This window comes from Vibrio sp. ABH4_348, from assembly GCF_056159765.1.
On the sequence record NZ_JBSWVW010000001.1, the window covers coordinates 1558697 to 1573600 of the forward strand.

Here is a 14904-nt window from a genome sequence, read left to right on the forward strand (position 1 = left end):
GCAGACACTTTTCATGTCGGTTGAAATTAAACTCAGAGCGCTGGAACGCTCCGATCTTCGCTTTGTTCACGGTCTTAATAACAATCGTAATATCATGGCTTATTGGTTTGAAGAGCCCTATGAGTCGTTTGATGAATTAGAAGAACTCTATCAACAACACATTCATGATGATGACGAACGTCGATTTATTGTCGAATCTGCAAATGGTGAAGTTGTAGGATTAGTCGAACTGATCGAAATTGACTACATTCATCGCAAAGCGGAATTTCAAATCATTATTTCACCGAGTTTTCAGGGGCAAGGATATGCCCGGTCTGTTCTCAATAAGGCACTTGAATACTCGTTTAGCATTTTGAATCTCAATAAGGTATACCTGATTGTCGCCGAAGATAATCACAAGGCCATTCATTTATACAAGACCAGTGGTTTCATTGAAGAAGGACATCTAAAACAAGAGTTTTTTACCAATGGGCAATATAGAGACGCGAAGCGGATGTACATTTTGCAAAGTGACTATTTAAAGATTTGTCGTTAACCCTTTCCCCAGAGTAATGTTATTGAACACCAACACTCATATTCCACCGGAATTTCGGTGTGAAAAGACCTTAAAAGTCGATCAGGCACTGTTTAACCTAGTTCGTGATATTGAAATCCTCAATGCGGTTAACCCGTCAAATTTTAGCGACGAAAAACAACGATTTTTCGATTCAAACTGTTCGGTCGAGCCGAATTTTTGTTACGTTCCGAGAGAAATTAATAGCTATTCAATCAAAAGAGCGTTGTTAAACCTTCCTGTTGAAGAGATCCAAGACGACGACCTATGTCGTCTATATCGAGCGACTATTCTGTCCTACGTCGATAAGGTTGACCAGATTGAAACAGTGGGTACTCCTGAGTTTTTATATAACTCGCTGCGGTATTATGGCGAGCCAAGTCGCAAAGACATACAGAACGCTCAATTTATTCTGCATCTACCATCAGAGCAAAAAGCTGACGAATTACTCAATACAACTCAAATTCACCACGTATTGACTGAGTTTGCCAATACCCACAATTACTACCACACCGTAAGCATTGAAGAAAATATGATTGCCAATGCTTTGGTATCCGGCACTACTGTGAAACTGAACAAAAATGCCAAACTAAGCCGGCAAGATACGTTAGCGCTGGCCCATCATGAACTAGGGGTCCATTTGCTGACAACACTGAATGCGAGAGAACAACCACTTAAGCTGTTGTCGATGGGACTGCCGGTTAACACCAAAACTCAAGAAGGTCTGGCAATTTTAGCCGAAATGTTAGCAGGTCAACTTTCCATTAAACGTCTTAAAATATTGGCTCTAAGGGTGCTAGCCGTTAATTCAATGTTGGTTGATAAATCGTTTAAAAAAACCTATTCGATGTTAGTCGAGCAATACCACGTCGAAGCTAACGTGGTATTCACCATTACCGCGAGGATTTACCGAGGTGGCGGGTTTACCAAAGATTTTATGTACTTAAGTGGTTTGCGGCAGATATTACTTGCCAAAGAAAACGAAGTGAACTTTCATCATTTGCTGACAGGAAAGACATCATTAGAGTTTTTACCAGAATTGACTCGATTAATCGACAAAGGCTTGTTGTTACCTCCAAGTCGAATCACACCTGCATTTCACAGTACCACAGCTACTGATCCCGTAATGGAGTTGATCAGCAACGCTTTAATCTAATTAAAAGAGGTGGGAGTTAACTCACCTCTTTGGCTGATTCTGGTTTTATGCCGATTTCTTCTACTTTTTTGACCATGATGTTGCTTTTGCCAGTATCCGACAATTTAACCACCCCTTTCTGCAATATCAAATTATTGGGATAGCTAATGGTGTCACCGTCTTCATGTTTTATAAGCACGTGGAACATGGTGATATCAATGATTTTTCCTCGAATATCCGCATCTTTGTCAACCACCATGATCTTGTCGCCGATGCGATAAGGAAATACAAAGAAGATCAGGACACTGGCAGTCAAATTACTCAATATTGACCACTGAGCAAATAGCGCAACACCCAATACCGCGAATATTGAGGAAAGAAACAGAGAAATATCGCCAAATCCCACGCCCAGAACGATGGTAAAAACGGCAATAAAAACTAAAAAGGAAGAGACGTTCATTGATTTAACAATGAATTGCCTTCTTTGCAATGAGACACCTTTCTTCTGGGCTAAGGTCATTAACCACTTCGAGGAAAGTCTTTTAAAACTCACAAAAGCAATCAATAGCACTAATCCAATAGAAATTTGCTGGACTAATTGGTTATCCCACGTCAATTCCATAGTGGAGTATCCTTATTTACCTTAATAATGACCTAGTATTACGTTCGCGAGTGTAGTCACTAAGCCTCAGAATTAAAACGACTATACTGACATTTGGCCTAAAAAAATATCTATCGTCACGATAAATATTTTTCACTATAGTTCCGCGCGTCTTCCCGCTACATTCGCGCCAAAATCGATATACGTTATTAAGGACATATCGCTATGCGCATTGCCATCTTATCCCGAAATGAAAATTTGTACTCAACGCGTCGTCTTAAAGAAGCGGGAGAAGCTCGAGGACACACCGTCGACATTATTGACACTCTGCACTGCTACATGGACATCACCAGTAGTAATCCAAAAGTTCGCTATCACGGTGAAGAACTGCCCCACTACGATGCCGTAATTCCGAGGATTGGTTCCTCCATTACATTTTATGGTACTGCTGTGGTTCGTCAGTTCGAAATGATGGGAACATTTTGTGTGAATGAGTCTGTCGCGATCAGTCGCTCACGTGACAAGCTGCGTTCCCTGCAACTATTGTCTCGCAAAGGTATTGGACTACCTCGCACAGGGTTTGCCAGTAAGCCTGACAAAATTCAGGATTTGATCAAAAACGTAGGTGGCGCACCACTGGTAATTAAGTTACTCGAAGGTACGCAAGGCATTGGTGTGGTGCTAGCAGAAACCAATAAAGCTGCGGAAAGCGTGATCGAAGCGTTCATGGGATTGAAAGCCAACATCCTAGTCCAAGAGTTCATCAAGGAGGCTGGTGGCGCCGATATTCGCTGTTTTGTAGTGGGTAACAAAGTGATTGCGGCCATGAAAAGGCAAGCGGAAGACGGTGAGTTTCGTTCTAATTTGCACCGCGGTGGCAGCGCTCAATTGGTACGACTTACCAAAGAAGAACGACAAACTGCGGTTGATGCTGCCAAAGCCATGGGATTGAACTTGTGTGGTGTGGATATTTTACAATCAAATCGTGGACCAGTGGTTATGGAAGTCAACTCCTCTCCTGGTTTGGAAGGCATCGAAACCGCCACCAACAAAGACGTTGCCGGGATGATATTTGAGTTTATCGAGAAAAACGCTAAACCGAATGCAAATCGCACTCGTGGCAAAGGTTAATTAACTAGGAACTGGACAATGACAAACATACTGACAATTGCAGGTAAAGATATTGCCCCAGGCGAGTGCATCCAACTCGATTTGCCAGTGGCGAAACTCTACACAGACACAGAACTGTCGATACCTGTTCATATTGTTAGAGGCAAACGGCAAGGTCCAACAGTATTTGTGAGTGCGGCGATACACGGTGATGAACTCAACGGAATCGAAGTAATACGTCGCCTCCTTGACAAAAACATAGAGATAATCAGAGGCACATTAATCCTTGTACCCATGGTCAATGTGTATGGTGTGCTCAACCAAAGTCGGTATATGCCAGACCGCCGTGACCTCAACCGCAGCTTTCCCGGCTCGGTAAAAGGCTCACTAGCGGCAAGGCTAGCCGATACCTTTATGAAAAATATCGTCACTCATTGTGATTACGGGATTGATTTGCACACTGGGGCAATACATCGTACTAATTTTCCAAAAATACGTGCCGACCTCTCTGACCAGGAGACTCAAGCGCTCGCTAAAGCCTTTGGAGTTCCGGTTTTGCTGAACTCAAACTTGAGAGATGGATCGTTACGAGAAGCGGCCACTAAGAACCAAACACGGATATTGTTGTACGAGGCTGGGGAAGCATTGCGATTCGATGAGCTTTCAATCCAAGTGGGTGTAAAAGGCGTGATTAACGTATTGAGAAACCTCGGCTTGATGCGTAAAGCAAGGTCGAATAAGCGTCAATTAGAGCCGTACATTGCCAACCGTTCCGATTGGATCCGCGCAGCTGGAAGTGGGTTTGTGAACGAATACGTCAAACTGGGAGAGAGAGTGGAAAAAGGACAGTTACTTGCTGAAATTAACTCTCCCCTGGGTGCCCTGATTGGCAAAGTCAAGTCAACGCGTTCTGGGATCGTTATAGGGAAGCAAAACATTCCTCTGGTGCAAGAAGGGGACGCGATGTTCCACATTGCTTACTTTGGCAAAGACGAGGATGACGTTGCCGAACATATTGAACTAATGCAAGAAACATTTCAGTCTTAACACTACTTGAGAAATTATCATGTCGAAAATTGACAACCAACGACTTATTATTGGCAACCTAGAGCTCTGTAATCTGCCAGACTTCGGTATCCATGATCTTGAAGTACGAGTAGATACCGGAGCCAAAACATCGTCTTTGCATGTCGATAATATTCGTCGCTTTAAAAAAGCCGGTCAATTGTTTGTCGAATTCGATTTACATCCCGATGTTTACAATCTCGAACAAACCGAGAGATGTTCATCGCCGATAATCGACTCGCGAAAAATAAAGTCTTCTAATGGGGAGATCGAGCAACGGTATGTAGTGCAAACGACATTTTGTTTGGGCGGTCAATGTTGGCCAATCGAAATTACACTCACAAATCGAAAAGACATGAGCTATCGTATGCTCCTTGGACGTGAGGGAATGGGAAATCGTGTTTACGTGGATCCCAGCCGCGCTTTTACGCTCATTAATGATTAGGTTTTAAGGCCTTTGTTAGGCCATCACTAAATTGCGACTCAGTTTTAAGGGAGTGTCATGGCAGACAACCATCACCAAACCGTTATCGACGGAAGCTCAAACCTACTAGCCGAATTTCTAAACGCCCAAGTTCAAGGGCAAAGTTTCGAATTTCTACTAGACTACCAAGATCCGGAAATCGCTCACCTACTCGAGTCGGTCGATAATCAGCAGCGCCGCACGATTGTGGAAACTGTGCCAGCAAATCGCTACTGGTACATCCTTAATCTAGTGCAATACGAGACCGCTAAGCACATTCACAAAGCGCTGTCGGCTCAAGCCCAATCGGAACGACTAAGCTTTATTTCCGACAATGAAGTCATTGGCTTTGCTGATTTTTTGGATTCGGATTTTGTTGACGAGTATCTGCTTTCGAAAAGTGCTGAGCGCTTCTCTCAGATCCAACAAGCGCTTTCTTACGATGAAAATCAAGTTGGCCGCTACACAGAAGCACTGTTTATCGTTGCCAACCCAAAAAATAGCGTCGGTCGTATTAAGAGTGAAATCGCCAAAAATAATGAAAATCCCGTTCGACTAATTATTGTGTCCGATAGCACTGGCGTTTTAGGTACGGTGAACCCCTACACGCTGTTGATGAATGACGACTCGGTAAAGCTAAAAACCTTGGTCAAACCTTGCCCTTGCTTGGAAGACTCACAGGACATACGTGAAATCAGTAAGCAAGTGGCCATCGATGGGGGCACTCAATGGTTCCCGGTTTTGTCCAATGGCAAGGTGATGGGTGTGCTCTCTATGACCAATATTGCACTGACGCTGCGCGAACTTGGCTTGCAAGCCGTTGTTCAAGAAAACGTGCGAAGCGAGGAAGACTTGTTTACTCCGCTGACTGTCGCGGCGAGAATGCGTGCCCTTTGGTTGGTTATTAATTTGATCACCGCGTTGGCGGCTTCCGCCATTATTGGCGTATTCGATAACGTAGTGGAACAAGTGGTTGCACTGGCGATCTTAATGCCCGTCGTTGCCAGTATGGGCGGCATAGCGGGTAGTCAAACTCTGGCAGTAGCGCTGCGTGGTATCGCGTTAAACCACTTACACAAGGACAATTTAAAGCTCTTAGTTAATAAAGAGCTCAAAATTGCCTGCTTTAATGGTGTGATAATGGGCCTCGCGATTGCGGTCATTGTGTATTTCGTATTTAACTCTTATGCCCTTTCCGCCATTATATTTTGCGCGATCAGTATTAATAGCTTGGCCGCTGCACTCTCAGGGACACTAATTCCGTTTACATTGAAAAAATTTAATATTGACCCAGCAGTCGCTGGTTCGGTGGTATTAACCACAGTGACGGATGTGGTCGGGTTTTTAGTCTTCCTCGGACTAGGCGCTCTAATACTAATATAAGTGCTGTTAACTCACGCAAAATCACAACGCCTGAATTCAGGTGCCAGTGACAAAGAGTATTAACTTACCTATCTACAAGGTATTGATTCGAAGAGCCCTAGGCCATGGTCTAGGGCTTTTTTGTTGCACTGGCAAGGTTAAATGTTATTGATCACAAAGCGTCATTAAAAATTTTTCTGTCGATAAAATATTTTGTCGTCACGACAATAATTTTTGGTTAGACAGCCAGGGATTATAGGCCTATTTTTCACTTGCTAACGCCATTCTCTTTGAGGTTATTATGTTCGACAGTGACATTCGCTTTGGTGAAAAACGTTTTTTGACTTTAAAGCATTTCCACGCGGTTTTCGTAAATCTGGCTGCTTTACTATTATTGAAGATGAAATCTTAACGACATTAGGAAATACCCTGCTGGGATTAGAATCAGGTGAAATAATGCCTATTAATGCCGAAGAAAAGCATTTCGTAAAAACAATAAAGCAACCTGGAAAAGCGAAAACCAAAATAGAACAAACTTGGCAAAAATACATCAAAATTGCTCGTGGCAAGAAACGTTTGCATACACTATCTGGTGGTAAAAAAGTCCACTTCGATAAGTCACACGACTATGAAACGAACCAAGATGATTTGGTGGATGTTGCCTAGCCATAGGTAAAGCTACCGAACAAATAAAATAATCAAAATGGGCATATTATACCCAAACGACTTCAAGATGCAGAATTCAGAGCTTCATAGTCTGGCTCAGTTCTAGGAAGAGAACGAAGTGGAATGACGAGTCCTTTCCAAGTTCTTTGACAAAGAAATGAGCCAGAATATGAGCTCCCGAGGGCGAGTTTAACTAGCCTCCATACTGCGTTATTGATTTTTGATGTAGAGAAACTATGTCTTCAAATCAATGCCTTGCCTGAAGGCTAGTTAATTCTCGCTGAAACTCGCATCTTGAAGTCATTTGGGTATATTGCTACTTGGCAATTTTATGCCCATTTCTCTCTTATACCTTCCCACACCATAGCTTATAAATTCGCGTGTGTTGTTTCAGGATTTAAAAGTGTTAGAAAACTCTTACCTCTCTATCATTCCAGTATTAGTGGTATTGGCTGTCGCCATTACCGTTAGAAAGCCGATATTTGCATTAATTCTGGGTTCTTTGTCAGGATTGGCTTTACTTGATTACTCCAATATTCTCAGTAATTTTTCGAGTATTTCACTAAATGTAATGGGTGATGAGACTATCGGATGGTTGATATTAGTCTGTGGGAGCTTTGGAGCTTTAATTACGCTACTGGTACACACTGGTGGCGCCACTGCATTTGGGCAATACGCTTTGCAACATGTAAAAGGCCGGAAGTCGTCACTGATGATGACTTATCTATTGGGTATTGCCATTTTTATCGATGACTACCTGAATGCGTTGACCGTTGGAGAAACGATGCGACGCATCACCGACAAATACAAAGTATCGAGAGAGATGTTGGCTTACGTCGTCGACTCAACGGCTGCCCCAATTTGCGTGTTGGTCCCTCTATCTACTTGGGCCGTGTTTTTTGGTGGGCTGTTAGTTGACAATGGACTGGCTCACGACGGTGATGGTATCGCCGTCTATCTGCAAGCCATTCCCTACATGTTGTACGCGTGGATCACGGTAGTTATGGTTCCGCTGGTTATTTTTGGAGTCATTCCACTTATTGGCCCCATGAAAAAAGCAGAAGAACGTGTCCAAGCAGGTGGGCACACTCTGAGTTTTGACGATCATACAAGAGACGAACTACAAACTCCGGATGAATATACTGCCAAAGCGCTGGAACAAGAATTTGAGAAAACTGAAGTAACTGGGAAGTTATACAACTTTTTGGTTCCCATTCTTATGCTCGTGGGCTTTACCATTTATTTTGATATCGATATCTGGAAGGGATTGATCGTAACACTTGCGTTAACGCTTGCTATGTATCTGGTGCAACGCGCAATGACATTACCCCAGGGAATGGAGTGCATGATAGATGGTTTTAAATGCATGCTTCCAGCCATTGGTACTGTTATTGCCGCCTTTGTTTTCAAAGAAGTCTGTGATCAAATTGGCTTACCTAATTATGTGATTGAATCACTCAGTCCGTATATGTCGAAAGAAATGCTGCCGGCGCTGGTATTTTTAAGTATGGCCATATTGGCATTTGTCACTGGCTCTAGCTGGGGTATTTTCGCAGTTTCATTACCGATAGTGTTACCTTTGGCCAGCGCGATCGATGCAAATATGCCGTTAGTGATTGGCGCTCTGTTGTCCGCATCGTCGTTTGGCAGCCAAGCCTGTTTTTACTCGGATTCGACCGTTTTGGCCGCTCAAGGCTCTGAATGCAATTTGATGAACCATGCGATTACGCAACTTCCCTATACCTTAATAGCGGCAGCCTTGGCTTTCTTTGGCTTTATTGTTTGCGCGTCTTAAATTAAGGCACTAGACAATGAACCTAAAAAACCTATTTGGTACCACAAAGCGGTTCTTGAGAAACAACGGCTTAATGCTACATGAGCTTTACTCTAGCCTGATTGATTACCTCTCTGTAGAGTCAGGCGCTAAAAAAGACGTGGTGATCGTATCGGTATTGTCCAACTCTCTAAGTCAGAGTAAATATCGACTCGAAGAAGCCGAATACAGCCTTGAGTATGTGTTCCACTGGCACCAACATAGTCGAGTCCCCTATTGCAAACCGACCTACAATGGGGGTTTCTATACGCTGGATATTGATAGGACGGCAGAAACTCAGCACTTGGTTAAAACTATCAATGAGATGCGAGACCAAAATACAGTCGTTGTGATGTTTTCCAATACTAATCATGTCTTTTTGGAAAGCTGCGTCAGCACAGCAAATAAGTCGCTTGGGCTTATCAATATATCGCAACACAGCCTGACCAATAGTGGCCCTACTCTGTCATCAGTTCACAGCTATCCATTGATTGAACTGCGCAATCCTGGCATTCAAATACTGGAGGTCGGTTCTTCATCGCAAAGCTTGGATGAGGATTGGGCGCAGTTCAGTATAAATAAACAGGTCTTGGATAGTGAGAGTCTTGACCAAAGTAATGCAGTTCTGGTGGCGCAGTTCCTTGAGCGCCATGATGAAATTGCAATTCATTGCGAGCTGCAATCCATTGTACGAGGGATTACGCTTTCACCACCCTTTGCTCTCAATTTAGAACTGGTTACTGCGGTTTTCAAACAAATCACCCAAACGGGTAAAGTCACCTTGGTCCAGTTCACAGGCGATTCTGAAGCGACACTGGTGTCTAATGAAGTCACACAGCTACTCGATACACTCAGGGAAGGACATCAAGGAATCAGTTGACAAGGAGACAAACAAAAAGCATCAGAGCAAAGGTTGCTCTGATGCTTCAATTCCAAGGAAGACCAAAATGACAAAAACTACACAGTCAAATTAATGAATAACTATTCAATGCCACGTGTGGAATTAGATACTCGCTTCTTGAAGGCCCAATCCACCAAGAAACGCTTCAGCTGTCAGCATTGATACTGGCTTCTGGCCAATCTCTCTCCCACCATCATCAAACAGAGCAAGACTGTAACCTTGGCAACTTCCTGCGTCACCTTCTTGCGGAGCGCTTACCCACTGGGATACGGGGTCAGAAGAACCTTGTGCAAGTGCTTCACCTAAAACCATTTTTTGGCTAGCAATTTGGTAGCACACTAGGATTTTAGAATGATGATACATGTCAGCCTCCTTTGACATAACATTCAACGAAATCTGAGTTTATGTCGAATATTGAAATTTCGCAGTGACAATTTTGAGACGAAAACGGCCTTTCTTTTGTTTTCATCTGCTTATCTTTTATACCGTTTATCTATATCTGACAAAGCTTTTAAGTCTTAAAAAGAATATGCAATACCATCATTCACTTATTAGCTTTTTGATCATCTATGCACTTTTGCTCCATCACCAATCACTAATTTAACATCGAGCTCGGAATATGCATGTCTTTGATTTTTCGCATCGGTGCATAATCAACAAAAACTGGCTCACCGGATAAGTAGCGTCTAATCATGTCCCCTGCAATTGTCGCCATCCAAAGTCGTTTTGTGGCCGTTGCATAATGAGTATTGATGAACTCAAGTGTTTGTCCCCACTCTCCGTCCGGTGTTGAAATCGCTATCGAGTATTGTTCATTTTGCAATTCCCCGACAACCACCGCCAGATCACTCAAGCATTTTTCCTTAGTCGCGCCAGCTAATGCAAATGCCGCTGCTAAGCGGTCATTGTTGGCATCGCCAACACTCGTGTTCTGATTTAGAACCCAAGAATGCCCTAACCAGCTACTCGCCATGTCAGCTTGATGTAGCCAATGGGTCAATTCTCCTCTAGAACCCTGTTCCGATATCGCGAGAGTTTGTTTTTTCGTTTCTAACCAAAAACCAACCGATTCATTTAGCGGTCTATCAATGCCAACCACATGATCTTTAATTAACTGGTGAACTAGATTAACGGTTGCCTCTATTTTCACGTCGTCCTGCGGTGCAAAAATTTTTACTTCAATATAAGGAACATATGATCGATAACCCAAAGTGTAACCGTCAGGCAAGGTCACTTTGTCTAGTACATCAGACAGAGCAGATTCGGAAGAACCCAAGGTGTAAAGACGACGACAGGTCCTTGCTTGTGCTTCTGGAAAATTCGCTTTCAAGTCCGGAATAATTTGTTCAGTGAGCATTCGCTTAAACTCTCGAGGTACCCCAGGGGTAAAATAGAGCCAACACTCATTAAGACGCATTTTAAAACCACAGGCAGTTCCAATGGGATTAGGAATAACAACCGCATTTTCCGGCAGTGTGGCTTGTTTAATGTTGCTCTCTGGCATCCCTTTGCCACGTGCGGCAAAAAATGCTTGTAAGGCTTCGACCCATTCTTCAAAAATGACCAATGGTTCATCAGCTGCAATGGCGGCAGCCTCAGCACTGAGGTCATCCGATGTAGGCCCCAAACCACCATTTACAATCACGACATCTGAATTAAAACTCAGCATGTGAAGTTCTTCGACTAGCGAAGACAGATGATCACCTACTGTTGACCGCTTTGTCATCGCAAAACCTTGTTCGAATAGTGTTTCCGATGCCCAAGAAGCGTTGGTATCGACAATATCGCCATATAACACTTCTTCTCCAGTACTCAACATCGCGAGTTTCAACATCCTAGCTTCCTTCTGTGTTTAATTTTCGTGACACAAATTGACACAAACCGACACATAAACCTTGAGTTTTGTGTCAGTTTTAAGTAATTCAAAACCAATTCCTCGTGAAAGGCTCATATTCCCAGTATTATGGTTTGCAATTGTTCACTATTCAGTGATAATTGTGATTCTGATCATCAATTATTATCTAACTCGGAGCGTTTTGTGTCCCATTCTTTATCGCTGACAGTCGCGTTGACCGCGATGCTTTCTTCTTCAGCCTACGCTTTTAACGATTCTTCACTAGAACACAACGCCTTAGCCGATGATCGTTTTCAATTTTCGTACCAACCTGAAACCCTAAAGAATAGTACTTCATCGGTTTTACCTGAAAGTCGATTCCACTTCTCCAGCCAGTTTAGTGTTTCCGCATCACTTGCTAATGACAAGCCTCGTAAGAAATATTTTGTCATACAAGACGAAAAAGATTGGGATTACTTAACAGGTCAAACATATACCATATTAGGCCTCAGTGTTGCTACGGTCGGTTTAATGACTTTACTACCAGAGTCTGTGACAAAGTGGGACGAAGAAGACCGAGACTTAAGCCGCCTAGGACCTAAATGGAAAGACAACGTCACTGACGGCCCGGTTTGGGACAAAGATGAGCACTTCCTCAACTATGTGATGCACCCATATTTTGGTGGTGTTTACTACACAGCAGCTCGCCATGCTGGGTTTAATGAATTCGAATCTTTCGTCTACTCGGGTGTAATGTCGACATTTTTCTGGGAATACGGCGTCGAATCATTTGCAGAAATTCCATCGTGGCAGGACATTATTGTCACTCCTGTATTTGGTGCGTTGGTTGGTGAAGTTATGCTGGATCAAGAGCAAGAAATCCTGAATCGCGGTGGTACGGTACTAGGTTCCGAAACTCTAGGAAGTGTTTCCTTGTTTTTCTTAAACCCTGTTGGACACATACACGGTTGGATTTCCGGATTATGGGGTGGCAGTGCTGATGTCAGTTTCCGATACCAACCATTTGACCCGAATCCGTTTTCACAATCGTCTTATTCAAATAGTTACCATACAAGCTTCAATTTGCCTAGTGACAGCTTCCAGTCAGGGTTCCAATCTGCTCAGGACACTGAATTTTACGGTGTTGAACTGAAAATAACTTTCTAGCTCACTTTCGGCACCAGTGTGAAATAGCCACAATTTTTGTGGCTATTTTGTTATCTGTACCCTAAAAACCTTTTGTGTTCGTTAACTGGCAAGCACTTACAACCACAAATTCCCGCTACAATCATATTGATATCACCCCAAAGTCTTTTCCTATAGGGAGATTGAACTATGAATACGTCATTTATTGCTTCTTTTATTGGAACTGCTACGCCATCAACCATTAAGGAGCTCGCCGCTATTACACACAGTCATGAAGGTAAATGGCTAAATAGTAAAGTGAACTTTATTGGTGACAGAGTTGCGGGTATAGTCAAAATAGAACTACCTGAAGCCCGTAAGTCAGAACTTCAAAATACCTTTAATTCCGAGTTTGAACTCACTATCGAATTTTCAGATAGCGGAATCTTAGATAATGAGCCATCGCAAATTCATCGAGTCAGAGTAGATGCCAATGACAGAGCCGGAATCGTTAACGACATCTCCCACGTTCTTGATGAACAAGGAATAAGTATTCTAGATATGGATTGTCATCGTGTGTTTGTCGCCGACGGTGGCGGAATCAGCTCAAGCCTATTCAGCGCCGATATAGCGATTCAAGCACCGGAGTCGATCGACATTAACGATTTGATGAATGATATTGAAGCCTTGAGTGAAGATACCAAGGTAATTGTCGAGCAGGTATGAATCGACTCATTTATCAGAAGTAAAAGTCCATTGAGCGCAAAGCCCAATGGACTAGCGAGGGCGTGCTAACCTTTCGTGGTTAAATTTTGTTCGCGACAAAAGCGTTTTAATCACGGCGAGAAGTTTGCCGCCTAGTCAATCTATGCAAAACACTTCTCAACAATGAGTAAAACGCTTTTAGCCGAACCCTTTGGGCAGCGTTTGTGGGCACTTTCTACTGCGTTATCGGCTTATCGAGTAGAGCAACTACACATCAAAACCTCTGCCTTGTATAAAGAACCCACAAACTGCTGCAAAATTCAGCACGTAAGGTCAACACGCCCTAGAGTTACCTAACTCACACTCCATTGAGATAGCGAGCGCTTAAAGTCTGAATAATCAAACTCGTTCAGTTTTTCAATGCGCCCATCACTGCGCTCGCAGTAGATCGATGGCATTTTTAAACCGTTGAACCAATTAAGCTTCACCATGGTGTAACCCGCACTGTCCATGATGTGAAGCTTTTGGCCAATCTCTAGCGGCTTATCAAAGTTGGCCACACAGAATTGGTCACCAGCCAAACACGAACATGAACCAATCACGTATTCGTGTTCACCATTATCTGATGCTTCTAATATTGACGCCGGCTCATTGTAAATCAAGGTATCCAAACGGTGAGCTTCAGTAGCAGAATCGACGATTGCGGTCTTTTTCTGGTTCTCAACGACATCAACCACCGTCACTACAAGATCCGTAGTTTTAGTGATAATGGCTTCGCCTGGCTCTAAGTACATCTGCACGCCGTGTTTTTCTGAAAAACGCTTTAGGGCTAAGCCTAATTTTTCAATGTCATAGCCTGGCCAAGTGAAGAACACGCCGCCGCCCATACTGACCCAATCTAATTTATCTAGATGGTGGCCAAACTTTTCGGAGATAGAATCAAGAAGCCCAATAAACGCATCCACGTCTTTATTTTCACAATTCATGTGGAACATAACACCATCGATGCTATAAAAGACTTGCGAGTCGATATGATCAAACTGAACACCTAAGCGTGAAAATTTTCTCGCTGGGTTGGCAAGGTCTTGTCCTGCGTAACTCACACCCGGATTTAAACGCAAACCAAGTGATGCTTTACCCTCAACCAAATGACGATAAGCAGCCAGTTGGTTTTGAGAGTTAAAGATCATTTTGTCGCAGATATCCGCGACCTCTTTTACATCGTCTTCACTGTAACCCACGCTGTAAGCATGTGTCTCACCACCAAAGGTTTCATAGCCGAGCTTCACTTCATATGGGCCTGAACTTGTGGTGCCATCTAAATAAGGTTTAATAATGTCAAACACACCCCAAGTCGAAAAACACTTGAGGGCTAACACCAGTTTTACTCCGGAAATCTCTTTGAGTTGTTTGGCTTTTTCCAGATTAGCGATCAACTTACTTTCATCAATCATAAAGTAAGGCGTTTTCAAATCTTGTTTTTGCATGGCCTGTGCTGGCTCCAACATTCGAAGTAGTAGATGAAACAAAAGCCAATGATCAACATTGGCTTTTATCACGTTGCTTTTTAT

At 43.1% G+C, this 14904-nt stretch carries 13 protein-coding genes and 2 pseudogenes; 11 read left to right on the forward strand and 4 right to left on the reverse strand.

Annotation, left to right across the window (positions count from 1 at the left end; all coding sequences use genetic code 11):
* Nucleotides 1–13: 13 nt before the first annotated feature.
* Together speG and ACXAFJ_RS06965 are read left to right on the forward strand one after the other, a co-directional pair.
* Entirely contained in the window at nucleotides 14–535 is a 522-nt protein-coding gene (gene speG, locus ACXAFJ_RS06960) for a spermidine N1-acetyltransferase (protein ID WP_475322366.1), read from the forward strand.
* Nucleotides 536–557: 22 nt separating this feature from the next.
* The gene (locus ACXAFJ_RS06965; protein ID WP_475322367.1) at nucleotides 558–1709 is read left to right on the forward strand and encodes a flavohemoglobin expression-modulating QEGLA motif protein; all 1152 of its coding nucleotides are present in this window, start codon (nucleotides 558–560) and stop codon (nucleotides 1707–1709) included.
* A gap of 16 nt (nucleotides 1710–1725) precedes the next feature.
* On the opposite strand, the gene ACXAFJ_RS06970 is transcribed toward ACXAFJ_RS06965, so the two are convergent.
* Nucleotides 1726–2310, reverse strand: coding sequence for a mechanosensitive ion channel domain-containing protein (locus ACXAFJ_RS06970; RefSeq protein ID WP_475322369.1), 585 nt, complete (start codon nucleotides 2308–2310; stop codon nucleotides 1726–1728).
* Nucleotides 2311–2514: 204 nt separating this feature from the next.
* Here ACXAFJ_RS06970 and rimK point away from each other — a divergent pair, with 204 nt between their 5' ends.
* From rimK to ACXAFJ_RS07005, 7 genes and pseudogenes are all read left to right on the forward strand, one after another.
* The gene (gene rimK / locus ACXAFJ_RS06975) at nucleotides 2515–3420 is read left to right on the forward strand and encodes a 30S ribosomal protein S6--L-glutamate ligase (RefSeq protein ID WP_475322371.1); all 906 of its coding nucleotides are present in this window, start codon (nucleotides 2515–2517) and stop codon (nucleotides 3418–3420) included.
* 18 nt (nucleotides 3421–3438) lie between these two features.
* Nucleotides 3439–4446, forward strand: coding sequence for a succinylglutamate desuccinylase/aspartoacylase family protein (locus ACXAFJ_RS06980; protein ID WP_475322372.1), 1008 nt, complete (start codon nucleotides 3439–3441; stop codon nucleotides 4444–4446).
* 19 nt (nucleotides 4447–4465) lie between these two features.
* Nucleotides 4466–4909 carry an ATP-dependent zinc protease family protein gene (locus tag ACXAFJ_RS06985; protein WP_475322373.1) on the forward strand — a complete coding sequence of 148 codons (444 nt, stop codon included), beginning with the start codon at nucleotides 4466–4468 and terminating at the stop codon, nucleotides 4907–4909.
* 57 nt (nucleotides 4910–4966) lie between these two features.
* Nucleotides 4967–6310: a magnesium transporter gene (locus ACXAFJ_RS06990; protein ID WP_475322375.1), complete on the forward strand. Its 1344-nt coding sequence runs from the start codon at nucleotides 4967–4969 to the stop codon at nucleotides 6308–6310.
* Between the two features lie 309 nt (nucleotides 6311–6619).
* Nucleotides 6620–6955 (forward strand): annotated as a pseudogene (locus tag ACXAFJ_RS06995) (MaoP family protein); the annotation flags it as partial.
* Nucleotides 6956–7358: 403 nt separating this feature from the next.
* On the forward strand, nucleotides 7359–8750 hold the full coding sequence (locus ACXAFJ_RS07000) for a Na+/H+ antiporter NhaC family protein (RefSeq protein ID WP_475322376.1): 1392 nt from the start codon (nucleotides 7359–7361) through the stop codon (nucleotides 8748–8750).
* 16 nt (nucleotides 8751–8766) lie between these two features.
* Nucleotides 8767–9648, forward strand: a complete 882-nt coding sequence (locus ACXAFJ_RS07005) for a hypothetical protein (protein ID WP_475322377.1) — start codon at nucleotides 8767–8769, stop codon at nucleotides 9646–9648.
* 123 nt (nucleotides 9649–9771) lie between these two features.
* On the opposite strand, the gene ACXAFJ_RS07010 is transcribed toward ACXAFJ_RS07005, so the two are convergent.
* Both ACXAFJ_RS07010 and ACXAFJ_RS07015 read right to left on the reverse strand, forming a co-directional pair.
* On the reverse strand, nucleotides 9772–10032 hold the full coding sequence (locus ACXAFJ_RS07010; RefSeq protein WP_475322379.1) for a hypothetical protein: 261 nt from the start codon (nucleotides 10030–10032) through the stop codon (nucleotides 9772–9774).
* Between the two features lie 232 nt (nucleotides 10033–10264).
* The gene (locus ACXAFJ_RS07015) at nucleotides 10265–11503 is read right to left on the reverse strand and encodes a CinA family nicotinamide mononucleotide deamidase-related protein (RefSeq protein ID WP_475322380.1); all 1239 of its coding nucleotides are present in this window, start codon (nucleotides 11501–11503) and stop codon (nucleotides 10265–10267) included.
* A gap of 384 nt (nucleotides 11504–11887) precedes the next feature.
* On the opposite strand from ACXAFJ_RS07015, the pseudogene ACXAFJ_RS07020 reads away from it, so the two are divergent.
* Nucleotides 11888–12670 (forward strand): annotated as a pseudogene (locus tag ACXAFJ_RS07020) (DUF3943 domain-containing protein); the annotation flags it as partial.
* 168 nt (nucleotides 12671–12838) lie between these two features.
* A complete protein-coding gene (locus ACXAFJ_RS07025; RefSeq protein WP_475322381.1) occupies nucleotides 12839–13354 on the forward strand; it encodes a glycine cleavage system transcriptional repressor in 516 nt (171 codons plus the stop codon).
* Nucleotides 13355–13686: 332 nt separating this feature from the next.
* On the opposite strand, the gene nspC is transcribed toward ACXAFJ_RS07025, so the two are convergent.
* A complete protein-coding gene (gene nspC / locus ACXAFJ_RS07030; protein WP_475322382.1) occupies nucleotides 13687–14820 on the reverse strand; it encodes a carboxynorspermidine decarboxylase in 1134 nt (377 codons plus the stop codon).
* Nucleotides 14821–14904: the final 84 nt, after the last annotated feature.